Raw genomic sequence first — 22,942 nt, 5'->3', positions numbered from 1 at the left:
CTTCTGGTCGAAAGGAATCTGCATGCATCCCATCTCGTCAACCCACCCCGTAGAACGCGAACTCAGCCTGAGGGCAGTCATAACCGGGATCCTGCTCGGTATCCTGCTGACCCCGTCCAATGTGTACGCGGGCCTCAAGATCGGCTGGTCGTTCAACATGTCGATCATCGCGTTGCTGATTGGCTATGCGGTCTGGCAGGGCCTGGCCAAACGCTCTGCTGCGACGGTGCCGTGGACGCTGCACGAAAGCAACATCAACCAGACCGTCGCTTCGGCCGCCGCGTCGATCATTTCCGGCGGGCTGGTCGCGCCCATCCCGGCCTACACCTTGCTCACGGGCAACCAGCTGGAGGCGATCCCGATGATTGCCTGGGTGTTTTCGGTGAGCTTCCTGGGCATCTGGATCGCGTGGTACCTGCGGCCCTCACTGCTCAATGACAAGGCGCTGAAGTTTCCCGAAGGCATGGCCACCCTGGAGACCTTGCTGCATATCTACAACCACGGGCGCGAAGCCGCGACACGTTTGAAAGTGCTGCTCAGCGCCGCCATGTTGTCGGGGCTGGTCAAGTGGGTGGACACCTTCCTGTGGGCGCTGCCGCGCTGGTCGCCGACCGCACAGCTTGAGCGACTGACGTTTAGCGCAGACCCTTCGCTGCTGTTACTGGGGTTCGGCGGCATCATCGGCATTCGCGTCGGCCTGACCTTGCTGCTCGGCGCCGTGCTGGCCTGGGGCGGGCTGGGGCCATGGCTGTTGGCCCAAGGGCTGGTGAGCATTCCAGCGGGTAGCAGCGGCCCCCAATTTGCCGCGCTGGTGGAATGGCTGCTGTGGCCGGGGGTGAGCCTGATGGTGTGTTCCACCCTGGCGTCATTGGCGATTCGACTGTGGGCGCTGCACCGCTCCACCCGGGCTGGCGGCGGCACCCCGTGGACGCTGCCCAAACCGGGCCCTGCCGCCGGCTTCATCCTGGCGATCGGCTTGGTGGTGAGCCTGCAGGCGCTGTTGTTCGGTATCAACCTGTGGATGGCGCTGTTGACCATTCCCCTGGCAATCTGCCTGGCTGCCGTGGCGGCGCGGGTGGTGGGGGCCACTGGTATACCGCCGATTGGCGCAATCGGTCAGCTGTCCCAACTGAGCTTCGGCATCGCCGCGCCGGGGCAGGTGCCGATCAACCTGATGAGCGCCAACACGGCCGGCGGTTCGGCCGGGCAATGCACGGACTTGATGAACGACTTCAAGGTGGGCAAGGCGATTGGCGCCACCCCACACAAGCAGGTTATCGCGCAAATTCTGGGGATTTTCGTCGGCAGCATCGTCGGCGTATTCGCCTACCTGGCACTGATCCCCGACCCCCAGAGCATGCTGCTCACCGAGCAATGGCCGGCCCCGGCCGTGGCCACCTGGAAAGCCGTGGCGCAAACCCTGACCCACGGGCTGGACTCACTGTCGCCGAGCATTCGCTGGGCGATTGCCATCGCGGCCTTGATCGGCGCAGTGCTGGGTGTGCTCGACAGCATGTTGCCTGTCGATCGTGCCCGCTATCTGCCCAGCGCTGCGGCATTGGGACTGGCGTTTGTATTGCCGGCCTCCGTGTCGCTGATGATGGCGTTGGGGGCGGTGGTGACCTGGGTGATCAGCTGCCGTTGGCCAAGCCTTACCGAGCGTTTTGCGATTACCGCAGCGGCCGGGCTTATCGCCGGCGAGAGCATCACCGGCGTGGGGGCTTCCTTGTGGCAGATGATGATGCAGGCGAGTTGATAAGCGAATCGCGCTGCTATTGCCCGATGGAACTATTGGTGGACGGCCGCCACTCATCTCTCGCCTCTCTCATATTCACTGAGCGGGGCGCCAAGAGATAACTCAGGGACGCCAGTTATAACTCCAGAAGCAAGGTTGCTTACGCTTGAAGGGATAGGCTGTGAGTTCTGATATTGCGAAAACACTACGCGAAACCCTGGTGGACCTCGGCGTACCCCAGGAACACATCGGCTACTTTGATCGCCACTCATCGATCGCACTTAACTTCAAAACGATCAGCCCGATCATGCTCACTGCCGACCGTCGTGGGGTGTGGATGTGGAGTGAGTTAAACAATCTGAACAGCGCCACGCTGAATATCCACGCGGAAAAACTGCTGCTTTTACTGCAGCATGCGTTGCCATTCGTGGTGACGGGCCAGCCCGTGTTAGGCAAAGGTCTGCGCGGTTACGAAGTCAAAGCCCTGTTGGACGATGCATGCATGGGTTCAGCCAAAACATTGCAGGTAGCGCTGGATGGATTTTTCAAACTGATGACATCGCTGCACAGTATTTTCAAATAACCAGTCGCTACGACGTTCGCTATCTTATTCATGGCTAGAGGCAACCACTATTATGCCGATCACGAATGATAACGCCTCCCGCGCGGCGGCCGAGTTACAGGCTAACGCAGATAGCCAGGTGTTGAAGAATGTCGAGTTTGTGAAGAACTTCGACTACATAAAAAACAAGCCTATAGATGTCACCTCTAACGCCCTGCCCACGGTAACGCTCAAAGCCGACGGGCGGGAACGCCCGGTCAGTTTTCTTTATGGCGACACGCAGGTCGCGCAAATCAGAAACGGCGCTATTTATAACGCCGTGATTGACAGCGACATCGTTGAAAAACACTCCCAGGACCGTATCGCGCCGGGCAAGGCGTCCATCAAGGATGGTGCGCTGAGCCTGGGTTTGAACCGGTTCAGAATCGCGAGTCCGGCTGACACCGAAACCCAGAAGATCCTTAGCCGACTGCGTGGCATCACCGATCCAGAGCAGCGTAGAACAGAGCTGACCAAGCTGGTCGCCAACGGCTCGACGCAAGCTGCCGAAGGTTCGATGAGGCTGAAAATGGTCAACGACCCGGTACGGCGCGCATTCGAAAGCTACTATGCCAAGCATGCCCTGCAAGATTATTTCCGCTCGCCGGACACCTATAAAAAATTTGTCGATATTTCAAATAACCAAGTGAATTACATCAAGGACAACTACGTGTCTGCGCCGTTGTTCGAGAAGTATGAGGCGGCTTGGAAAAACCAGAGTTTCGACACAAGCATCGTGGGCCTGGATCAACTCCAGGGGTTCTATACGCGTGCCGAGAAAACCCTGGAAACTTTGAATATCTCGCCCGAGGCCAGGACGGCCTTGTTTGATATCTACAAACACCGCTATCTCAGCTACGCGCTGAAGAATGAACCGGATGTCGAGGCAAAACTTCCGTCAGGCCATTGGGGCGGCGTGTTTGATCCCATCAGGGCACCCGGAAAAGGCCGTATTGAACTCAACGCTCGAGAAGGTAACTTGTTCAGACAGGCAGACAGTCATAACGTCGGCATCTTGCGAAATATCGATGCGACGCCCAGGGACTTGCGCCTGAACGACCCTTTCAACATCAAGTATGAAAGCGATTACCAGAGCCAATTGCTGGCCAGCGCCAGCACCCGTTGCCCCGACAGACTAGAGATGCAGGACCCCGCGCATCCCGATGCATCCAAACCGGGTTCTTACCTGAAGACGTTTTTTGAAAAAGGCACGGGGACCTACGTCAACGGACCATCGGGTTCAATTGTGATTGAGCAGGGGGCAGTGCGTGCGTGCAAGGATGTGCATGCCAATACCCGCCCTGAGGACCTTGAGACCTATTTGGCCATTCAAGCCTTGCTGTTCATTTATGTGGATGGTGGGCATTCGATGGATGAAATTACTTATGCGCTGACCCATCCGACTGTGCAGGACAAACTGCACCACGCCTTTTCCGAACGGCCCGGCTTCGAGCATATCGGCGATAAGCTTTTCATGAATGCCCGCGCCCTGGAAAACGCCGCCAAGGACGCTGCGGTCTTTAATGATGTGCTCAAGGCCAAGGACGCCACGCATCAACAGATCACCCATGGCAACCCGGCGGGCCAGCCCGCTCGAACGGCCACCAAGGCGCTGGCGCTGGCGCAAACCGTCGCAGCGAGAAACGTGCTCTACAAACCCAGCGACGTCCTGACTCAAGAGCTGGCCGGCGCCGCCGGCGTATTGCACCGGGTGGTCTCGAACCTGAGCCCCCAGCATCAAAACCTGCTGGGGGCTCATTTATTGGGAGAAGGCAGGCTGCTGGCAGGACAAACAACCGATGACTTGCTGGCTGCGTTGGCGCGCGCCGGTAGCGGGGCGGCGAGCGCCACCGACAGAGCGGTGGCCATCGCGTTGATGGGCGATATCGGCGGGTTTTACACCACTCCCGGCAACGCGGACCAGGGGCTGATGACGGCGCTCAACCGTCAGCTCCAGGCACAGGGGCTGGAGGTGCCCGATGCCGCCGCTGTCCAGCGTATGCGCGAGCACGGCGGCTCTGCGGCGGTAGGCCCGGATAAGCGCGCTGAACGAAAAGTCCGTGCGTTCGATTCGCCAGCCGACATGCCTTTTCGAGCAGGCGTACATAACAACGGGCTGGAAGCGGATAAGGCGCTCAATGTCCCCGCATCTGAACGTATTCCTGACAATCGCTGGGCGGTTTTTGACATTGGGACGGCCCGTGTCAAAGAAACGACCGAGCCGCTTGTCGGGCATATGTCAGCGTCGCCGGCCGAGATTTTACAGGCTTGGGACATGCTGCGCGGCGTAAGCGCACACGATCAATACGTGGGTGCGCTGCCCGACGGTCCGCGCGCTCAAGACGGTGGCACCATCATGCCTATGTCGGTCTTGGCGCCCGCCGAGCAGGACCAGCGCTATGCGCGTGCGGCAGGGGCGGGTGCATTTTTGGTCGGCTTGGGTTATCACAGCGCGGTCGAAGTGCTGGAAGGAACGTTGGTTTATACCGGGCAAAGCATCAGAGCCGAAGGCACACTGGATCCTTCCCAGCGTGATTCCGCTGATGTCTTCGGGCATGGGGCGGCAACTGACCTCATGAGCGAGCTATTCAAGTCCGGTACAGCAGCGTGATGGGCTGTCGGGCAATCATGCGTCCCCATTGATTGCCCGGTGCGCATGCTGTGCCCTCAAACGTTGCAGTCGATTGGCCGATGTCGAGATCAGACACGATGATGCCGCACTCAGGCTACTTTGGCGTTGTCCTGCGCACTTAAGGTGAGGGGTATTGGTCGCCCGAGAACCACAAAAACAATGAATAGTCTCAACTCCAACGATTCCAACGCGCAGCTGGCGCAGGGTTTCAAACCGCGCCACGTCACCATGTTGTCCATCGCAGGCATCATCGGCGCGGGGTTGTTTGTCGGTTCCGGGCATGCCATCGCGGCGGCGGGGCCGGCGGTGTTGCTGGCTTATCTGTGCTCCGGCCTGCTGGTGGTGCTGGTGATGCGCATGCTCGGGGAGATGGCGGTGGCGCGCCCCGACACCGGCTCGTTTTCCACCTATGCCGACCAAGCCATTGGCCGTTGGGCAGGCTTCACCATCGGCTGGTTGTATTGGTGGTTCTGGGTGTTGGTGATTCCGATCGAGGCGCTGGCTGCCGGGCATGTGCTCAATCAGTGGTTTCCTCAGGTCGATGCATGGTTGTTTGCGTTGTTGTCGATCATTTTGCTGGTGATCACCAACCTGTTCAGCGTTGCCAAATATGGCGAGTTCGAGTTCTGGTTCGCGATGGCCAAGATCATCGCCATCGTCGGTTTCATCGGCCTGGGGTTCAGCGTGCTGATGGGCTGGATTCCGGATCGTGAAGTCAGCGGCTTGAGCCGCTTGATGCAAGAGCACGGCGGCTTTGCACCCAATGGCCTATCGGCCGTAGTGGGGGCATTCATCACCATCATGTTCAGTTTCATCGGGACCGAGGCGGTGACCATCGCCGCTGCCGAATCGAGCAACCCGGCGCAAAACATCGCCAAGGCGACACGCTCGGTGATCTGGCGCATCGGCGTGTTCTACCTGTTGTCGATCTCGATCGTTATTTCCGTGGTGCCGTGGAGCGATCCCCTGCTGGCATCCGTGGGCTCTTACCAGCGCGCGCTGGAGTTGATGAACATTCCCAACGCCAAGTTCATGGTCGACCTGGTGGTGTTGATCGCCGTGGCCAGTTGCATGAACTCCTCGATCTACATCTCCTCGCGCATGCTGTTCTCCCTGGGTAAACGCGGCGATGCGCCACGCGCCCTCAAACGCACTTCAGCGGCGGGCGTGCCCAGGGCGGCGGTGATCGCCAGCACCATCCTGGGTGCGGGAGTGACGCTGCTGAGTTACTTCATGCCCGCTGGCCTGTTCCAGTTTCTGCTTGCCAGTTCCGGTGCCATCGCGTTGCTGGTGTACCTGGTCATCGCCATCTCGCAACTGCGCATGCGTCGGCTGCTGCTCAAGCAGAACGTCGAGCTGACCTTTCGCATGTGGCTGTTCCCCTGGCTGACTTATCTGGTCATCGTGTTCATCTGCGCGGCGCTGGCCGTGATGATGGTGACGCCGGAACACCGTACCGAAGTATCCTCGACGATTGGCCTGGCCCTGGTGATCTCGTTTATCGGCCTGGTCACTACGCGTCAGCAGGGGCAGGCGGTCAAACCGGTGGCGCTGGAACACTCCTGATCATGTGCCCGGTTCAAAGATCATTCCCACGCTCCCGCGTGGGAATGCAGGCCGTGACGCTCTGCGTCATCTGTACGCAGTAGGTGGCACGCGGAGCGTCCCAGGAGGCATTCCCACGCAGAGCGTGGGAACGATCAGGTGCGGTTCAGCGCACCCGCGTCCGGCTTTGCACCGCCAGGTCCAGCGCCTTTTGCATATCCAACCGAGCCGAGCGCCCGACGTCCTTGTCGTTGAGCTGGTAGTTGCGCTCCGACGGAAGGATCGGCGCGGTGAGGTCCTGGGCGTCGCTGCGTTCAAAGTCGTGATTCTCGCCGATCGCCATGGCGCTGCGGCGCAACAGCATGCGCAGCTGTTCGGGTTGCAGCTGCGGGTTGATCGACAGCATCGCCGCCAGCAAGCCTGCGACCATCGGCGTGGCGTAGGAGGTGCCGCAATGCACGGCGCCTTCCTGGCCGGCCTCGGGCGTGGACGCGTGGGCGCAGGCGGCAGCAGTGATGTCGACGCGCATGTCCACATTCGAGGAGCTGCGTGTAAGGGCATAGGCCGGGTCATCGACGGCAACGCCGCCACGCACGTTACGCTGGTGTCCGCCCACCACCAGCAACTGCTCGGTGATGAAGGAGGAGGGCAGGCGGTACTCGTCGCTGCCAGAGAATGCCGAACCGTTACCGGCGGAATTCACCACGATCACATCAGGGTGTTCCTTGCGCAGCCACAGGAAGAACTCTTCGAGCAATTCTTCGTAGCCACTCATGGCAATTCCCGAGCGCACCAGCGAGTCGACGTCATTGCCATTGACGTCCTTGGTTCCGACGCGATGAATGCCCCAGCTCCAGTTGAGCACGCGCACCCCGTCCTCCACGAGGTTGACCGAGGCGGCGATGTTGGCCGTGATGCCGGCATCGGAGTTGCGCTCGACAATCACGTCAAAGCCACCGCTGGCCTTGTCCAGCCCACGCAGAAAGCCGGTGTTGCCGCCGTTGTCCCAGCCTGCCGCGAGGATGCCGGCGACGGTGGTGCCATGGCCGCTCGCCGCACCCGTATCGCGGGCGTAGACGCAGGTGCGCCCGGGGGCGCAGGCGCCGAGGTAGTCGGCGAAATCTGCGGTGTCGAAATCCACGCCGCGCTCGATCAGGCCGATGCGCACCGGTTGCGGTGTGATAGGTGTGTGTTGGCCCGGGATGCGCCGCTGATAATAGGCCACCGCATCGAGAAAGCGGTTGGCGGCCCATTCATCGGAGTCGGGCGATGGCTTCTTCGGTTTTTCGTGGCGCGCGGCAGTGTGCTCGGTTTCTTCGGCGGCGGATTCTTCGATCACCACCGCATCCACGCTGGTCTCGCCGCCCAGGCGCAGTACCAAGGCGTCGCGCTGCAGCAGGTCGGTGGCCGGCAGGCGCAGTTGGAAGAGGTTCAGCGGCGCGATGCTGCCGACCACGCTCGCGCCATATTTGCGCGCGAGGCGCTCGGCTTCCTGGCGGCCATCGTGGTCTTCCTCGATCAGCACGCTGACGAGGTCGACATAGGTGGTCAGGCCGTCCATGTTCTTCGCCACTTCGCTGGGCCCGGCGGCGACGACATGGCTATTGCGCAGGGTCAGCCAGGCCGCGTTGCTGGCGCGCGGGCCGTCTTCGAGCCACAACGGGCCGCTCTGGTAGCGCGTGCCGTCCAGGCGCAGGCGCAACTGGTCGCCGTCACGCTGGAGGGCTTGCGCCGGCAGCGCCTTGCCCGCCAGTTTCACCTGCGGCGTTGCTTCACCCAGCCCGCGCGCACTCAGGCACCAATCCTGCTCCCGGCTTTGCAGCAGGTCGCCGCAGCGTTTCAGGTTTTCCAGTCGCAGCGGCTCCTGGGCCATGGCCGCCGTGCTGGCGACCAGGGTGAGCAGCATCGCGAGGGCAGCATTATTCAGAGGCATCAGTGGGTTCCTTGCCGGGGCCTGATACTGCGACTCCACCCACCCGCCGTTCGTTCAGCGCGACCACGTTGAACTCCCTCGCCCAAGCCTCACTCCTAACTGGACGAGGCAGTGCACATGGACGGATGTGACAATGACCCAGCCACACTCAAATACCCCTGGCACGCTGTTCGAGACCGACCTGCCCGCGCGCCTGGACCGCTTGCCCTGGGGCCGTTTCCACACCTTGCTGGTGTTCGCCCTGGGGATCACCTGGCTGCTCGACGGCCTGGAAGTGACCTTGGCCGGCTCGGTGTCCAGCGCGCTGAAAAGCAGCACCGGCCTGAACCTCAGCAACGTCGACATTGGCCTTGCCGGTGGCGTCTACATCGCCGGTGCCGTGCTGGGTGCGCTGCTGTTCGGCTGGCTCACCGACCGTCTGGGGCGACGCAAACTGTTCTTCATCACTCTGTGGCTTTACGTGGGCGCCACCGCAGCCACGGCGTTCTCCTTCAACCTGGAAACCTTCCTGCTGTTCCGCTTCCTGACCGGCATGGGCATCGGCGGCGAATACACCGCAATCAACTCGACCATCCAGGAATTCACCCCGGCACGCTATCGCGGCTGGGTCGACCTGACCATCAACGGCACCTTCTGGCTGGGCGCCGCCCTCGGTGCCGGTGGCGCCATTGTGTTGCTCGACCCGCAGGTCGTGGGTGGCGACCTCGGCTGGCGGCTGTGCTTCGGCATCGGTGCCGCGCTGGGCCTGGTCATCCTGGTGATGCGCCTGTGGCTGCCGGAAAGCCCGCGCTGGTTGCTGATTCACGGCCAGCACGACGAAGCGCGACGCATCGTCGACGGCATCGAAGCGCGCCTGCGCGAACAAGGCCACGCACTGGCCCCAGTGACCGCCCCGCCGTTGCGGCTGCACGCGCGCGACCACACACCGCTGGCGGAGATTTTCCACACCCTGTTCGTCAGCTTTCGCCGTCGCGCCCTGGTCGGCATGACCCTGCTCACCGCCCAGGCATTCTTCTACAACGCGATCTTCTTCACCTACGCGCTGGTGCTCACCGACTTCTACGACGTGCCCGCCGAGCGCGTCGGCTGGTACGTCTTGCCGCTCGCCCTCGGCAACTTCTGCGGGCCGCTGCTGCTGGGGCGGTTATTTGACGTGATCGGCCGGCGCGTGATGATCAGCTTCACCTACGCCACCTCCGGCGTGTTGCTGGCGCTCAGTGGCTACGCGTTCCAGCAAGGCTGGTTCGACGTGACCCAGCAAGCCGTGGCCTGGATGGTGATCTTCTTCTTCGCCTCCGCAGCGGCGAGTTCGGCGTACCTGACCGTGGCCGAGACCTTCCCGCTGGAAATACGCGCGCTGGCGATTGCGGTGTTCTATGCGTTCGGCACGGGGCTGGGCGGGATCATCGGCCCGACCTTGTTTGGGCAATTGATACAAACGCAACAGCGCGGGAGTTTGTTTGTGGGGTATTTGATCGGGGCAGCGTTGATGTGTGCGGCTGCCCTGGTGCAGGCAATTTGGGGTGTGGCGGCCGAGCGCAAGGCATTGGAGCAGGTGGCGCGACCATTGTCGCAGGCGGCTGATTGAGGGCAGGCAGGTGGGCGCGCCCAGGCCGTTGGTGCTCGAGGTGCAACGACGATTGTTTACGTCCCCAGCGGGCCTAAAGATCGAGCCTTTCACGTCGATAACCTCCATGAACCCGCCGATCATGGACCGATTGAAATGACACTCTCCATCAGCGCTACCACTATAGCCCCTGCCAATATCCGACTTGCGCCTTCCGAGCAGAAACTGACGCCCCAGGCATTGCCGGAGGCGGCCAAGCAATCCTTGGCAAATGCCGGGCCGGCTGCGGTCTATCATCCCAGCGAAGCCGCCCAAACCGCGAGCGAGCCACCGCAGGTGACCGACGTGTGGGTCGGCCGCTCCGAATCACCGGAATTTCCTCGCTTCGTCGACCGCTTCCATAGTGCCCAGGCGGTGCTCAAAAGCGCCTTCACCGCGTTCGCATCCACCCTTAAGAGCACCGCCCCCGACCTGGCCAGAACCGATTATGGTTTTACCGTCGAAGCCGATGGCCGCCTGAAAGTCATCGACAAGGCCGGTCAGCTGAGCGACGCGAATATCAAGCGGCTCACCGAACTGCTCAATGGCTCCGCTGATTTGAAAACGGCCGCGGTGACCTTCCGCAATGCCGCCATCGACATGACAGACGCCGGCTCGCCCTGGTCCGGCAGCGGCATGGGCTACTACAGCCTGACCAACGAAAATTTCGCCAAGACCATTGATCTGGCGCCGTTGTTCAGAACCTATGACCCCTCGGATGTGAAGGGTGGCAGGGAACGGTTCTTTATCATTCAACTGACCTACAAAGGTGAGCGGGCCACGGCAGAGACGGAGCAGGCGATGTATGCGCGGCGTGCGGGGCAGGCGTGAGGATGTGGATTGAGCCCTGGTGTGTTCCACATGGTCACAGAGATATTGCACCGGCACAGGCCATAGCTGGAAAGGCATGAGGTGAAGCCATTGGTGGTTGAAAGCCATCCGTTACCAGCGTGATGTTCGAGCTGAGCGAGAGGGGCAGGTTTTTACCCACTTTCGGCGCAAAGTAGCCCCTTTCTTTGCCAGCTGGTCTACCATGCCCATCCCGGCAGTGGTCTATGCGCTACCGTTCATTTTTTAAAGGTACCGCCATGTCCATCGACCAAATCTCCCTGCCCAAAGGCGTCGGCCCTCACGCCGCCAAACTCCTCGACGCCATCACCGGCGCTTCCACCCATGAAGAACTCAACCGTGCGGGCGGCAAAGCCGAGGGTTTTGTGTTGGGCCTGGAATCCACCAAGGCCATCAAGAGCCAGATCGCAGAGTCGCTGTATGTGGCTTACGATGATGCGGCGAGCAATCGTGCGGGCGAGTTGAAGGTCTAGGGGGAGCCGGGTCTGGGTACTGCTACGAGGGCACCCTCGGTTTAGGTTGCTGTCAGGGCAGGCATCAATTGACCTATCCACAACCTGCGTTCCGCTCGTCCCGATAACGCTCATGCCAGCCTGGGCTACCTTGATTCAGCCATTCCAGCGGATTAAAAGGGAAGTTACTACTTCAAAGAAAACAGAGTGGTCTCTGTTTTCTTACCGTGTCGCATTGGCCAATGCAGGCTAAATGGCCGATGTATCCCGCTCTTTATAGAGTCGGAGCTCAGCGTCGTTACCTAAAAACTTCTTCTTTTTGTAGGAAAGACAACCTGCCCTGATAGACAACTAAAAGCTCATCGCTGTAGCCATCCTCACGCCAATAAAACGCTCGGAACTTATACGGCCAGGTAGATTGGCGGAGATTGTAGGTGTTTTAGTCCTTTTTGCTTATTGTCCAAATCAATGGGCGCTCGCGGTCAGAAGCGCCCGTCTTCCTATCGTTGCAATTGAACACGCCCAGGCTTAGGCGGACGGTTGTAATGAAAATAGATCCGTCCGTTTTTTCACGAAAGTGCGAATTGTCTGAGTGTTACTCCAGAAGTAGAAGTGCACCACCGAATAACCAACTGAATGCTGAGTTAACAGTTAAGAATAAGGTTTTAATCAGGCCGGGCGTGAACGCAGCAGAAACACAAGTGCTAGTTAACAAGCCGGCGGCATAGTTGATCCAGTCTTTCCGACCAAGACGATGCGAAGCTTCAACTATCTCATCAAGTTTTTCATTGATCAGCGCTATCTGCTCTTGCGCGATGTCTTTGCGCGAGGTTAACTCGGTTTTCACCTGTTCAAAACTGGCTTTGATCTTGTCGAGTTCTGATTCCGAGAATGCGGTGTTGTTGGTGTCTTTGGAACTGAACGCTCCAGCGATGCTTAACGTGGGTGAAAGAAGGGTGACGCGAAATTTAACTTTGTCTTGGGTCTGAGTGATTACGCGAATATCGAAAGTTCCTGCGGGTGTTTCGTACAAAACAGCATCGCCGGTATGGAGCCTGTATTTTTGGTTGTTGAGCCCTGAGTAGCCCACTACGACATCACTCTCAGCGCCAAACGCTGTTCGGACAGAAAGCATTAATTCTGTCGAGCCTACCTCTGTGCTGTTATTCTTTTCAACATCTACGTAAAGTTTTTCCATTGTTGACAGCTCCGTGAAGTTTTAGGTTGTAGTCAATGCATTAGGTGCTAAGGAGCTGGATAAGAAGAGAGCGCATCACTTCGGCAATTCCTTTTGCAGCGACGTATTCTACCCATACAAGCATAATAGGGGTAGTCTGATCTATAAATGAGCGAGCAGTGCTTTCGGGACTGAAAGTAATCGAAGCAGCTCATTTATATTGGAACAGAGCAGGGGCGCTGGGAGATCCATAAAAAATGGTGGTGGCAGTTGCGCAAGGTGAGTCGAGCGGTGGATATTCAAAGCCGGCGCGCTTGGAGGCGGCCTACGCAGCCCCCATCAAGCAAGGACGTAAAGTCTACTTTATGAAGCTTGTGCACTTGCGGGGGCGGACAAGCTTCCATGAGCGGCGCAGCTTCGGTGGTGACAGCGGGCCCAACTTCACTGACCCCTGCAATAAAGGGGCTACAGGCTGCACTGGATGCGGTACCGAATAGTGCCAGGCGCGGGTATGATCCGAGATAACCCGGCCCGATTGGACCCATGCTCATACCCGCCTCCCAAACCCGCCCCTCACCCGCGCCATTCCTCAAACCAGGCGAAACCGTGGTGCTCTTCGACGGCGTGTGCAAGCTGTGCAATGGCTGGGCTCGGTTCCTGATTCGCCATGATCGTCACCGGCGCGTGCGATTGGCGGCTGTACAGTCGCCAGAGGGCCAGGCGCTGCTCGCCTGGGCGGGGCTGCCGTTGGATCAGTTCGATACCATGGCGGTAATTCGTGACCGGCATTACTGGGTGCGCTCAAATGCGGTTTTCGAAATCATTGCCCAACTGCCTGCCGGCTGGCGCCCACTGGGGCTGTTGCGTGGCATCCCACGCCCAATTCGGGATTGGGCCTATGATCGCATTGCTTTAAACCGCTATCGACTCTTCGGAAAATATGACACCTGCCTGTTGCCCGACCCCGATCATGAACAACGTTTTTTGAAGGGGGGCGCCTGCTAAACCTGTGATGTTGGTTGCCGCCGCAGGTTCTGCGGCGGACTTTTCAAGCTGAACCCAGGGTGCGTTAGTTAACGACTTCGCAGGGTCTGGTTGACGAAATGTAAGCCGCGCAGGTCTGAGGCACTCGGGCGCGCAATGCCTGCCTCGCATTATTCTTGGCAGTTGTGCAGGCGGCATGATCGGTGCCAGGCGCGGTTCCCGTCGCGCTGGCCCCTCGGTTTGCAGGTGGGCATGGCATTGGAGCATTCGCGGCAACTGTTGCGGTGCCGATACTCTGACCGCGCGCCGCCGCTTCAGCTTTTGGTGTGTCGGCTGCGTAAGCACTGGTGGAGATTATTCCGGCCAACACCAATGCAGTTGCCATGATATTGAGTGACTTCAACATGTTCGATCCCTCGATGAGTTAAGCAATGGATACTGTTTACTGTCCCTATGAGCTGCTGTTTTGCCTGATAGAGACTAGATCGCATAAAGCCACTCTGTGATATTTTTTATTGGTTCATCTTTCGCTTTCCCACCGGAGCCCGCAATGCCCTCCACCAAACGCGACAGCGTAGGTATCGAACGTCGTCTGGTTGCCGCCCTGACCGAAGCCTGTGAAACCGCCAAGGCTGAAATCCCCGGCTTTGAATGGCTGACCCATGAAGCCGACTACGCCGCTTTCCCCCAAAGCCTGCGAGTGATCTGGGTATTCGATACCCGAACAAGCAAGGAGCAAGCCCTGGCCAAGGGAGAAGACCAGCGAATGCGTGAACTGACAGGCACCGCGCTGAGCGATGCCGGTGTGGATCTGCCGTTACTGCACCGCTGCGTAGGATTCGATTCCGAGGAAGAATGCCGTCTTCAACACGGCGGGAATTGGCGTCTGCGCCTGGCCAAGCGGAGCGACTATTGATGAGTGTCCGCTTCCTCTGCCGGATAGAACTCGCCGTTCTTCCCCATTTTTCCCAGCCGTTGGCGGGCGATCGACTCCACGCTGGCGACTTCACCTTGATCGTCAGCGTTGACCAACTGCAAGCACAGGCGCCGGACATTCTGATCGTGGGTGCCTTCGCTGAGCATTTCATGGGTGAAGACTTGCTCACCGCGCCATAGACAGAACGGGGTATGAGCCCCGCCGAGCCATATCTCATTGATTGATCTAAGGTCAGTGGTAGCTAGTTGATCCGGGGTGATTGTCTTGTCCATTGCGCTGTACCTTACCGATGGGGAGATATGGGTAGACTTACTGGCGCAGTGGGTCGTTCCGAGTTTCGGGAGTGCAACTGCATCAGTGGTGGTGAGCCATGCGCCGGGGCAAGGGTGGGGCGATCAGCAGTTGCGGCATGGTTCGCGGTGGTGTGGGGACTATGGGGCGACTGACAGCTAACGGCCAAAAGCAGTCACTCGCACGGCTTGTGAAAATCGGGGCCTGAAAATCGGGGCCAGACCACAATTTTATAACCGTGGTCTGCCCCCGATCTCTCTGCGAGATTGGTCCGACGCTTCTGGAAAATAACGGCTGCTCAAAACCAAATTATTGCTACCCATGAGCGCATTAAAAATAGGCACAATAGCTCGCTAGGCTTCCTCTATTAACAGACGGATTCGTTCATGCATCACCGCATCCACGCCGCTTACCATCAAGCGGCCTTCTCCCGCAGCACTTGCGCGTGGTTGACCATTGACGATGTGGCCATCGAGCAATGGTTGGCCTCCCACCTGAATGACGCCAGTGTCGCCTTGCTTGGGCTTTCCTTAATGTGGTTAATGGATGAGGAAGAAGATGCCCTCGCCAGGCGTCGCTTCATTCCCGGCGAGGACGGCAGCTCCACCCTTGTACCACTGCTGGTGTGCAGCGATGATATGGACTTCGACTGCACCGTGCTGATGGTCGAACAGGTTATCGACGGCGACACCGTACATTGGCGGCGTTTCGGCTGGAGCGCTTCCGGCAAGCTGGAAGTGGGTATTTCTACTCGCTGGAACGTGGAAAACCAGCCGGTAAGCTTTTCCCTGGAGGAGTTCCGCGCAGCGCTGGAGACGTTCGACAAACTGCAGAAGGAACCGCCGAGTCAATGAGGGGCACGAATTTTAAGCCGCAACTTCCTGAGCCCGACGATGCTGCTAAAGTGAAGCTTCACAAGCTGTTGGCTGCCGGCACAATTTTGTCAGTGATGAATAAGACCAAATGGGCCGAGCTGATCGAGGCAATGCTTCGCTCACCGCAAATGCAACCAGAATTCAGACTGCACAGTGTTTTAGCGCCGAGCGGCTATTGCACAGACTGGGATGGCGATTGGCATTACCACATCCATCCGGTAGCGGAAATCGAGTGGATCGAACTCAGAGCGGTTTCGCTCGATTGGTTGCTGTCCACACTAAGAAAACACAACCTTCCGTTTTCGATCGAAGGCGAAACGCCTCGTGTATGGGGCTATACCAGACTTGGCATGCAGCCTGTTTGGTGCTGAACTCAAACGTTTTAAACGACGGCTTTCGGCCCAAGAGAGACCAACAACGAACAAGCCGGATTGGTCCCAGTAACCTGCGTACTAACCCAAGGCCGCCCCTGTGGTTCCAGCATGAAAATAGTGATAGACACCAGACCAGAAGATGTTCTCAGGTTCGAACATCTCTTGGAGGGATACAACTATACCGTCTGGATAAATACCTACGGCCCTCTTGGTATAAGCCAAACTCTCGAAGAGGCCCTTCGTAGTTCTGTTTCCAAAGACTGTGTCGTGGGTAATACGTAAACGTCGGCCGAACGCATCTTGCGTGATTAAGCGGATGCCCACCTAATCGTGAGGTAGGAGTGTTCACCGTTCGCTTACACCTAAACTGCTTCCAATACGTCCCTGGTAGCACTCCGATCATCTTGCTGAATGCCTGTGTAAATGCGGCCTCCACTAGTGGCCGCAGGCATCGGCTGCATGACCGGTTGGCCTTGCTGCATACGTCAGGCTTGGCGCATGATCAAGATCACGTGGCCGGGCGAGATAACAGTCAGTTCTTGGAGGCGCTTGGAGAAGGCCGAGCGCGATAGGCCGGTCACGGAATACATGACTGGGCGGACTGCTGTGGGGGGAGCGGAAAAGAGGAAGTGCAGGGAGAGGGTTATATTGGCCAAAGATGAGATCAGCCAATCCGTATAGTTTAGGACTGCTCAAAAGCCAGGGGGCAACATGATCAAGATCTTCGAAGACGATGATCCCGCATGGAAAATCCTCGTTCATGTTCTGGAACATGGGATTGCCGGTATTGCGGGCGGCAGAATGAGCACCCGCGACAAGTTGGAAGAAGTGAAGGAGAAGGGTCGGTCAGATCGGCACGACAATGTCGTTGCCCTTTCTACGGTTCATCATTTCTGGGGTGAGCTGGCATTCATCTATGATGAGCAAATCTATCGATTTCAAGAGGCCAAACAACTGGTGGTCGAGGCCTACGACAAGCAGCTTGCCGCCAAGGGCATTTTCCATGATACCTATCCTGGCAGTTAACTAGGGCAGCTTTGCGCCTTGTGCGTGCGTTACCATCAGGCGCTTGAAACTTTAGGGAGCAGCGGCAGACATGGCGCGTTTATTTCAGATTATTTCTGACGATGGTAATCCAATCGACGCGCACTTCGGGATCGAGTCGGACGAGGTTGTATTCCACAGTCGTGGCGGTACCAAAGGTAAGGGCGCGATCAACTCCGAATATGCTCTGGGGCTTTCTGTTTTACTGGCCAGGCTGAAGCGGGCTTCGTTTGCAGTAGAACGCGTCTGGGTTGATAGCAGCCGCGTTCAAGGCATTCCCATTTCTCAGCGAACGATACTGACCTCGGAGGAGGGCCAGGTGCCTGTTGATCAGGTTGTGAAAGTCCTTTCCAGTCGAATGAAGGCCATTGGCCGATCGTCCTCTGAGTCCTCGGGAGGCAACTCCACTCGACGCATTCGGATGACGATATCTGGGGGCGATGCTCAGGCATTAAGTCTCGCGCTTGGTGGTATTCCTGTAGATAAAAATCTACGAAGCCTCGATCGGCTTCCGGTTGAAGTGCTTCGTGGAGTCACCGCCGAGCATATATGGCGTGCTGTTCAGGACCTGATCAGAGGAATTGATTCACCTGGCTTTGCTGATTCAACCGATTACGACCTGATCGTTGATGAAAATCTCCGTTTGCCACCGAAGGCGGTATTTGGCTTAGCTGCTACACGAGCTCTGGGATTTCAGATACTGCCAAAACATTTCATCGCTGGCGTTAGCAGCGTCTGTTTTCAAATCCTGGAAGGTGCTGGCTTCCGTATAGTGCCCAAAGGTGCCTTGATAGCTGATCCTGCACTGTCAACACTGCATGAAGATCGAGTATGGACTGAGGGGCAGCCCAGGCTCGTAGCTCATCTACGGAAGGAGCGCGCCCCAGGTTTGTCGATTGCCAAGAAAGCTGAATTCAAGAAGAACCACGGACGACTCTATTGCGAGCGCTGCAAAATTGATCCGGTTGAAGCTTACGGCGCCGAAAATGGAGAGGCCTGCATCGAGGTACACCATCGGACCGTGCAGGTTGCGCAAATGGCGGCAGGGCATCTGACAAGCCTGGAGGATTTACAATGCCTCTGCGCAAATTGCCACCGGGTTGTACATCGTGAACTGAGTGTTGGAAAGGAGAATTAAATTTTCTGGGTTGGGAAGCTGCTTGTGGTCAGGGGCTGATAACCGGTCCCTGCCGGCACTTAGAGAGCTACTACGGGTTGGTAGAGATAACGGGAAAAGGTCCGCTCTCGGCCAAAAACGGACAGTTACGCAGAGTTAGCAACCCTTCCTTGAAGCTTGATGGCGTCTACGAAACTAAGGGCGATTCATGCCTCACCACGGCGAAACACCAGTAGCCACAAAGAAATTCTGTATGCGTTCAGCGAAGTCACCTACCCAGCCCAGTTTTCAGTCACAGGATTGCTAAACCAGCTGGCGGATCCCCAACGACAAAATCAACCCACCGCACAGTCGGTCAATTGCTTTTTTCCTCCCTTGATAAGCGGAAGCAATCTTAGGCTGCGAAAGAGCGATTGCGACCATTCCATACCAAGCCATTTAAACCACCACTACCACTGCCAGCATCGACAAAAACGTGCCTAGCGAAACGTGGGCCGGAGCTGCGGCTGAAAAAACAGCGGCATAGAAGGCCATGGACTTGGGGTTACCAATGTTGGTAATCACCCCTTGAGTAAAGGATTGTCGGCAACTGCCGGCGACGGCATCATTTAGCGGGCCGAGAGCGTTCCTCCCTGCGTTGATTAACAATCGGAGCCCGAACCACATCAGATAGGCTGCCCCAGCACCTTTACAACAAACGCAGCCCAGGGGAGCGTAGCAAATACAATCCCGAGCCCTGCAATCGCACAGGTTGACCAGAACAGGTTGACCACCACGATTCCCGCTACCAAGGCCAGGGCTTCAGACCGTGTCGCAGCCACCGCCTTATGGACGACTGCAACGAAATTCGGCCCAGGAATAACGACACCAGCCAAGTAGACCAAAAACACTGTCAAAACAGCGGAACCGTCGATCATGTGTTTTCTCGCGAGGTCTGTAGGCGGTGATCGTCACCAAAGTAAGAGTTTTACACAGCACCCTCAGATTAGGGGCTTTTTACGTATGCGTCCGGGCATCAAGCCTTGCGTAACTAGATAGGCTGCCACCTATGCGGCAACAACTGATCGATTTCACTCGCCCGCTGCGACGGCAGGCGCGTGAGGACATCCTTTAGATATACATACAAATCATGACCATTCAGCCGCGCAGACTGGATCAAGCTCATGATCGCCGCGGCCCGTTTTCCGCTGCGTAGCGACCCTGCGAAGAGCCAGTTCTTACGACCAAGAGCCCACGGCCGGATCTGGTTCTCTGCCCAGTTGTTGTCAATGGGTACGGCCCCGTCATCAAGGTAGCGCGCTAGCGCTGCCCAGCGTTTCAGGCTGTAATCCAGTGCTCTGCTGGTGGCCGAGCCTTCGGGCACGAGATCGCGCTGGGCGATCATCCAGGCATGCAGCATATCCATCACCGGTACGGCTTTTTCCTGCCGTATTCGGCGGCGTAAATCCGGTTCTAGGTCGCGGACTTCGCTCTCAATTTCGTACAGCAACTGGATGTAACGCAAGGCCTGCTCGGCGAGCTGGCTCTTGTTGGTGGCATGCAATTCGAAGAACTTGCGCCGCGCATGGGCCATGCAGCCGATCTCGGTCACGCCGAGCTGAAAACTGGCCTTGTAACCGCCAAAATCATCACACACCAGCTTGCCCTTCCAGTCTTGCAGGAAGTTGCGAGCGTGCTCACCGGCTCTGCTGGGGCTGAAGTCGTAAACGACAGCCGCTGTTTCGCAGAATTGGCTGGTGGCGTAGGCCCACACATAAGAACGATGGGTTTTCTTCGAGCCTAGAGCGAGCATCTGCACGGGTGTTTCATCGGCGTGAATGACTTGGTGCCCGAGCACTACATCGCGTAGCGCATCGACCAAAGGCTGCAATTGCACGCCAGTAACGCCAACCCATTGGTCCAAGGTTGAGCGTGGAATCGCCAGGCCCGCTCTACCGAAAGTCGATTCCTGACGGTACAGAGGCAGATGGTCGGCAAACTTCGCGATCATGACGTGGGCCAACAGCCCGGCGGTCGGGATGCCCTTGTCGATGACCTGCGAAGGAACCGGCGCCTGGATCAGTGTTTCGCAGTCATCACAGACCCACTTGCCACGGACATGGCGTTCGACGGTAAATACGCCGGGCGTGTAGTCCAGCTTCTCGCTGATGTCCTCACCGATGCGCTTGAGTGCACAGCCGCATTGGCAGTGGGTGTTGTCCGGTTCGTGATGAATCAACGTGCGTGGAAGTTCTGCCGGCAACGCGGTGCGCTTGGGCTTTTGCTTTTTCTCGGTCGGCGTAGGAGCTGTTTGCGAGGCTTGAAGCTCAGCTTCAATCGCCGCGATATCGGTATCGATCAAGTCATCGAGTAAGCTGGTCTGCTGCGGATTCAACTGCTCGCTACGCTTGGCAAACTTCAAGCGCTTGAGTTGCGCGATCTCATGGGTCAGTTTCTCGATCACCGTCTGATCGCGGTTGATCTTCTTGCCCATGGTCTCGACCGTCTTGCCCATCGTCTCGACTTGCTGGTCGAGTGTCTCGACACGCTGTATCAACTGCGCCGCCAAAGCGCGCAGTTGTTCAGGGGTAAGGTGATCGAGACTGGGGAGCGAAGTCATGGTGACGATTTTGTCAAACCAGGCAATTCGCGGCGATAGACCGATAGGCTAATGGCAGCCGTTAAAGCAGTGTGATCGCACCGCCGGAGCCCCCGCGCTGCCACGGCAGGCCCAACACCAGGGCCTGGAGTTGCTCGGCATCCAGCTCTATTTCAGAGCCATGGCGAATGCCTGGCCAGTGGAACTTACCTTGGTTCAAGCGGCGAGCAGCCAGCCAGATGCCGAAGCCGTCATGCACCAGAACTTTCATCCGAGTGGCACGGCGGTTGGCGAACAGATAAGCACAGTGCGGCTTCGCCGCACCGAACACCGCTATCACTCTGGCCAACGCGGTCTCGGTGCCAGCTCGCATGTCCATCGGCTCGGTGGCGAGCCAGATGGAGTCGATGCGAATCATCGCAGCAGGTCTCGAAGAAAAGTCGCGCACGCAGCAGCACTTTCAGTTGGCCAGTTCACTTTGACAGTGCCACGCGGGTGCTGGATCTCAACGCAGATATTCGATGATGCAGCTTGCGAATTTACTCCGGCCAGCTGCATGGGTAACGGAATAGACGCAGGTTGCGCCGCCGTGTTTTTCTGCGCTTGTACCCGAATCCATTTATGGACGAGGTTTGCGTTGAGGCTATGGCTGAGCGCGATGCTGGCAATAGAAGCGCCGGGCTGGGCACACTCTTGAATGACCTTGGCCTTGAAGGACTTTGAGTAGGAACGGCGTTGTAGCTGCATGAAATACCCGCTTACAAGGCTAGAACTGGTGTCCACCTAAATTTAAGTGCACACCATGTGCTGGCCTCGCGGGGTTGGGTAGATGACTTGGCCGGACGGATACGGTAATACGACCTCAGTGTCTGTGGAGGATGCCAGAAGCCAGGCACTGGAGTTGTTGCTTCACGCGGGCGATGGCGGTTATGGGCCACTGTATCTGTTGACTAAGCGCTCGGAAATCCTCTCTTTAGCGGAAGCCTTGTTCCAATCAGTGAATCTCAATCAGGCCGAAAACGTAACCTCATTTTGGCTTGCAAAAGGGCACCCAGCCTACCCAGCGTTTTGGGGTTTTGCGTTCGATCTCCATACTTTGGAGCAACGATGGATCCTTATGGGCAGCAGCAGTGATTAGCTCAATCGGCGCCCGCTGTTGCTCGATTAAGATCGGCTATTTTTCGGAGCCGCTGTACGCGTCATACTTGGAAACCGTGCCTGCGCAATGTGCGTATGGAAACGAGTAAGCGGTTAGAGCCTTTAGAATCGTCTTCGAGGGCTAGCGCTCTTTTGGTCGAGCTCTGGCTGTCATGATGGGGCTATCGGCCAAAAGCAGACGCTCAAAAGCATCTACGAAAGCAGGAACAATTCCGGGGGGTATTTCTCTCCGTACACTACTTAAGACAGAAAAGGGGACTGATTTATTTTTCGATAAATAAATCAGCCCCCTTTTTTCTGCTTGGTATCCCGTCTTCCCTATCGCTCAAACATAATCTATTGGAAGTTTGAGCACAGCAACCTTGCTTCGTTTTCGCTAATATACTCGCCCGCCAACTCAAACAATCGTCTAGCATCATTGGCTCGTGTAAACCCCCCAAATTCCGACCGGATAGCTTTTAAAGTTAAGTCTGGAATTTTGCTTGTAGCATCATAAGCCTGCTTGTATTTATTGCCATGCGCTTGTAGCGGGCTATCAAAATAGTGCATAGGGCAATAGCTAGAAATGTGCTCAGCGTACATGTCCTCAGCAAACTTTACTGCCACCCCTTCATCCAGCGTGGCCGCAATAATCGGCCGACCCATAGGAGCGGTAGCTGGATTTAAAAGATGAATAGTTTCGTGGCACACTTGATAAAAAACACGTTCCCAAGTGTCATATGCCATTCCAACTTTAATTCCATAGTCATAACTATCCAATAAAGCCATGATCTTAGAGTTTCTTTCCCTCTCATCCTGCATGTAGAATGGTCGAGGAAAAATTCGGTTTTCTTCAAATTTCCCGTAACGCCTGTCAGCTTCGTTCATGAGCGCACTTTGCATAGCGTACAATGCAGCACCGTTGTCTTCTGTCTCTACCCGTGGATCGACATCTATCGAAAAGGATGGGCGCGCGAGATATTCGATAGCTCGACCTTGATCGCCATGTATACACCCACACTCATTCACTAGTTTGATCAGCAAGTTGACAAAATTCGACGCAGATTCAGTCATA

General features: G+C 57.4%; 20 protein-coding genes and 1 pseudogene. 13 read left to right on the top strand and 8 right to left on the bottom strand.

Features of this window, described 5'->3' with window-relative positions:
• Positions 1 to 22: 22 nt before the first annotated feature.
• From C4J91_RS18495 to C4J91_RS18480, 4 genes are all read left to right on the top strand, one after another.
• The gene (locus tag C4J91_RS18495; RefSeq protein WP_124363652.1) at positions 23 to 1,756 is read left to right on the top strand and encodes an OPT family oligopeptide transporter; all 1,734 of its coding nucleotides are present in this window, start codon (positions 23 to 25) and stop codon (positions 1,754 to 1,756) included.
• Positions 1,757 to 1,916: 160 nt separating this feature from the next.
• The gene (locus tag C4J91_RS18490) at positions 1,917 to 2,318 is read left to right on the top strand and encodes a hypothetical protein (protein WP_124363651.1); all 402 of its coding nucleotides are present in this window, start codon (positions 1,917 to 1,919) and stop codon (positions 2,316 to 2,318) included.
• A gap of 52 nt (positions 2,319 to 2,370) precedes the next feature.
• Positions 2,371 to 4,947 (top strand): hypothetical protein, encoded by a 2,577-nt coding sequence (locus C4J91_RS18485; RefSeq protein ID WP_124363650.1) that lies wholly within the window; start codon positions 2,371 to 2,373, stop codon positions 4,945 to 4,947.
• Between the two features lie 180 nt (positions 4,948 to 5,127).
• Positions 5,128 to 6,534: an amino acid permease gene (locus tag C4J91_RS18480; RefSeq protein ID WP_124363649.1), complete on the top strand. Its 1,407-nt coding sequence runs from the start codon at positions 5,128 to 5,130 to the stop codon at positions 6,532 to 6,534.
• A 145-nt stretch (positions 6,535 to 6,679) separates the two neighbouring features.
• On the opposite strand, the gene C4J91_RS18475 is transcribed toward C4J91_RS18480, so the two are convergent.
• Positions 6,680 to 8,446 (bottom strand): S8/S53 family peptidase, encoded by a 1,767-nt coding sequence (locus C4J91_RS18475; protein WP_124363648.1) that lies wholly within the window; start codon positions 8,444 to 8,446, stop codon positions 6,680 to 6,682.
• Positions 8,447 to 8,579: 133 nt separating this feature from the next.
• Between C4J91_RS18475 and C4J91_RS18470 the strand changes: the two genes are divergently transcribed.
• The 3 genes from C4J91_RS18470 (at position 8,580) to C4J91_RS18460 (ending at position 11,374) form a co-directional block, all read left to right on the top strand.
• The gene (locus C4J91_RS18470) at positions 8,580 to 10,034 is read left to right on the top strand and encodes an MFS transporter (RefSeq protein ID WP_124363647.1); all 1,455 of its coding nucleotides are present in this window, start codon (positions 8,580 to 8,582) and stop codon (positions 10,032 to 10,034) included.
• 135 nt (positions 10,035 to 10,169) lie between these two features.
• Positions 10,170 to 10,883, top strand: a complete 714-nt coding sequence (locus C4J91_RS18465) for a hypothetical protein (protein WP_124363646.1) — start codon at positions 10,170 to 10,172, stop codon at positions 10,881 to 10,883.
• 257 nt (positions 10,884 to 11,140) lie between these two features.
• Entirely contained in the window at positions 11,141 to 11,374 is a 234-nt protein-coding gene (locus C4J91_RS18460) for a hypothetical protein (protein ID WP_124363645.1), read from the top strand.
• Between the two features lie 574 nt (positions 11,375 to 11,948).
• Here the strand turns inward: C4J91_RS18460 and C4J91_RS18455 are convergent.
• Positions 11,949 to 12,551 carry a hypothetical protein gene (locus C4J91_RS18455; protein ID WP_124363644.1) on the bottom strand — a complete coding sequence of 201 codons (603 nt, stop codon included), beginning with the start codon at positions 12,549 to 12,551 and terminating at the stop codon, positions 11,949 to 11,951.
• A gap of 528 nt (positions 12,552 to 13,079) precedes the next feature.
• Here C4J91_RS18455 and C4J91_RS18450 point away from each other — a divergent pair.
• Both C4J91_RS18450 and C4J91_RS18445 read left to right on the top strand, forming a co-directional pair.
• A complete protein-coding gene (locus C4J91_RS18450) occupies positions 13,080 to 13,535 on the top strand; it encodes a thiol-disulfide oxidoreductase DCC family protein (protein WP_124365184.1) in 456 nt (151 codons plus the stop codon).
• 529 nt (positions 13,536 to 14,064) lie between these two features.
• The gene (locus C4J91_RS18445; RefSeq protein WP_124363643.1) at positions 14,065 to 14,430 is read left to right on the top strand and encodes a hypothetical protein; all 366 of its coding nucleotides are present in this window, start codon (positions 14,065 to 14,067) and stop codon (positions 14,428 to 14,430) included.
• Here C4J91_RS18445 and C4J91_RS18440 read toward each other — a convergent pair.
• Positions 14,424 to 14,723: a hypothetical protein gene (locus C4J91_RS18440; protein ID WP_124363642.1), complete on the bottom strand. Its 300-nt coding sequence runs from the start codon at positions 14,721 to 14,723 to the stop codon at positions 14,424 to 14,426. The two genes, C4J91_RS18445 and C4J91_RS18440, sit on opposite strands and share 7 nt — an antisense overlap.
• Before the next feature lie 405 nt (positions 14,724 to 15,128).
• Here C4J91_RS18440 and C4J91_RS18435 point away from each other — a divergent pair, with 405 nt between their 5' ends.
• The 4 genes from C4J91_RS18435 to C4J91_RS18420 all read left to right on the top strand — a co-directional run bounded on the left by C4J91_RS18435 (position 15,129) and on the right by C4J91_RS18420 (position 18,173).
• Positions 15,129 to 15,596 carry a hypothetical protein gene (locus C4J91_RS18435; RefSeq protein ID WP_124363641.1) on the top strand — a complete coding sequence of 156 codons (468 nt, stop codon included), beginning with the start codon at positions 15,129 to 15,131 and terminating at the stop codon, positions 15,594 to 15,596.
• Complete coding sequence (locus tag C4J91_RS18430) at positions 15,593 to 15,988, top strand: DUF6678 family protein (protein ID WP_124363640.1); 396 nt, start codon at positions 15,593 to 15,595, stop codon at positions 15,986 to 15,988. Before C4J91_RS18435 ends, C4J91_RS18430 begins: the two co-directional genes overlap by 4 nt.
• Before the next feature lie 714 nt (positions 15,989 to 16,702).
• Complete coding sequence (locus C4J91_RS18425; protein WP_005740720.1) at positions 16,703 to 17,017, top strand: hypothetical protein; 315 nt, start codon at positions 16,703 to 16,705, stop codon at positions 17,015 to 17,017.
• Between the two features lie 70 nt (positions 17,018 to 17,087).
• A complete protein-coding gene (locus tag C4J91_RS18420; protein ID WP_164484503.1) occupies positions 17,088 to 18,173 on the top strand; it encodes a hypothetical protein in 1,086 nt (361 codons plus the stop codon).
• A 282-nt stretch (positions 18,174 to 18,455) separates the two neighbouring features.
• Here C4J91_RS18420 and C4J91_RS18415 read toward each other — a convergent pair.
• The 5 genes and pseudogenes from C4J91_RS18415 to C4J91_RS18390 form a co-directional block, all read right to left on the bottom strand.
• A pseudogene (locus C4J91_RS18415) lies at positions 18,456 to 19,069 on the bottom strand (LysE family translocator).
• Positions 19,070 to 19,182: 113 nt separating this feature from the next.
• The gene (locus tag C4J91_RS18410; RefSeq protein WP_124363638.1) at positions 19,183 to 20,751 is read right to left on the bottom strand and encodes an IS66 family transposase; all 1,569 of its coding nucleotides are present in this window, start codon (positions 20,749 to 20,751) and stop codon (positions 19,183 to 19,185) included.
• A gap of 61 nt (positions 20,752 to 20,812) precedes the next feature.
• Positions 20,813 to 21,178, bottom strand: coding sequence for an IS66 family insertion sequence element accessory protein TnpB (gene tnpB, locus C4J91_RS27850; RefSeq protein ID WP_256681607.1), 366 nt, complete (start codon positions 21,176 to 21,178; stop codon positions 20,813 to 20,815).
• Positions 21,145 to 21,477 (bottom strand): transposase, encoded by a 333-nt coding sequence (locus C4J91_RS18400; protein WP_256681606.1) that lies wholly within the window; start codon positions 21,475 to 21,477, stop codon positions 21,145 to 21,147. The genes tnpB and C4J91_RS18400 overlap by 34 nt, the downstream gene beginning before the upstream one ends.
• A gap of 747 nt (positions 21,478 to 22,224) precedes the next feature.
• Complete coding sequence (locus tag C4J91_RS18390; RefSeq protein WP_124363635.1) at positions 22,225 to 22,941, bottom strand: hypothetical protein; 717 nt, start codon at positions 22,939 to 22,941, stop codon at positions 22,225 to 22,227.
• Position 22,942: the final 1 nt, after the last annotated feature.

This window comes from Pseudomonas sp. R3-52-08 (assembly GCF_003851745.1).
Classification (GTDB): Bacteria; Pseudomonadota; Gammaproteobacteria; order Pseudomonadales; family Pseudomonadaceae; genus Aquipseudomonas.
This window is presented reverse-complemented; position numbering and strand designations above follow the sequence as displayed.

What these genes read in the sequence shown, in the direction of transcription:
- C4J91_RS18475 (WP_124363648.1), bottom strand. Translation starts at nt 8,446, where the DNA reads ATGCCTCTGAATAATGCTGCCCTCGCGATGCTGCTCACCCTGGTCGCC.
- C4J91_RS18460 (WP_124363645.1), top strand. Translation starts at nt 11,141, where the DNA reads ATGTCCATCGACCAAATCTCCCTGCCCAAAGGCGTCGGCCCTCACGCC.
- C4J91_RS18425 (WP_005740720.1), top strand. Translation starts at nt 16,703, where the DNA reads ATGATCAAGATCTTCGAAGACGATGATCCCGCATGGAAAATCCTCGTT.
- C4J91_RS18480 (WP_124363649.1), top strand. Translation starts at nt 5,128, where the DNA reads ATGAATAGTCTCAACTCCAACGATTCCAACGCGCAGCTGGCGCAGGGT.
- C4J91_RS18400 (WP_256681606.1), bottom strand. Translation starts at nt 21,477, where the DNA reads ATGCAGCTACAACGCCGTTCCTACTCAAAGTCCTTCAAGGCCAAGGTC.
- C4J91_RS18435 (WP_124363641.1), top strand. Translation starts at nt 15,129, where the DNA reads ATGCATCACCGCATCCACGCCGCTTACCATCAAGCGGCCTTCTCCCGC.
- C4J91_RS18465 (WP_124363646.1), top strand. Translation starts at nt 10,170, where the DNA reads ATGACACTCTCCATCAGCGCTACCACTATAGCCCCTGCCAATATCCGA.
- C4J91_RS18485 (WP_124363650.1), top strand. Translation starts at nt 2,371, where the DNA reads ATGCCGATCACGAATGATAACGCCTCCCGCGCGGCGGCCGAGTTACAG.
- C4J91_RS18440 (WP_124363642.1), bottom strand. Translation starts at nt 14,723, where the DNA reads ATGGACAAGACAATCACCCCGGATCAACTAGCTACCACTGACCTTAGA.
- C4J91_RS18410 (WP_124363638.1), bottom strand. Translation starts at nt 20,751, where the DNA reads ATGACTTCGCTCCCCAGTCTCGATCACCTTACCCCTGAACAACTGCGC.
- C4J91_RS18495 (WP_124363652.1), top strand. Translation starts at nt 23, where the DNA reads ATGCATCCCATCTCGTCAACCCACCCCGTAGAACGCGAACTCAGCCTG.
- C4J91_RS18420 (WP_164484503.1), top strand. Translation starts at nt 17,088, where the DNA reads ATGGCGCGTTTATTTCAGATTATTTCTGACGATGGTAATCCAATCGAC.
- C4J91_RS18455 (WP_124363644.1), bottom strand. Translation starts at nt 12,551, where the DNA reads ATGGAAAAACTTTACGTAGATGTTGAAAAGAATAACAGCACAGAGGTA.
- C4J91_RS18430 (WP_124363640.1), top strand. Translation starts at nt 15,593, where the DNA reads ATGAGGGGCACGAATTTTAAGCCGCAACTTCCTGAGCCCGACGATGCT.
- C4J91_RS18445 (WP_124363643.1), top strand. Translation starts at nt 14,065, where the DNA reads ATGCCCTCCACCAAACGCGACAGCGTAGGTATCGAACGTCGTCTGGTT.
- C4J91_RS18390 (WP_124363635.1), bottom strand. Translation starts at nt 22,941, where the DNA reads ATGACTGAATCTGCGTCGAATTTTGTCAACTTGCTGATCAAACTAGTG.
- C4J91_RS18470 (WP_124363647.1), top strand. Translation starts at nt 8,580, where the DNA reads ATGACCCAGCCACACTCAAATACCCCTGGCACGCTGTTCGAGACCGAC.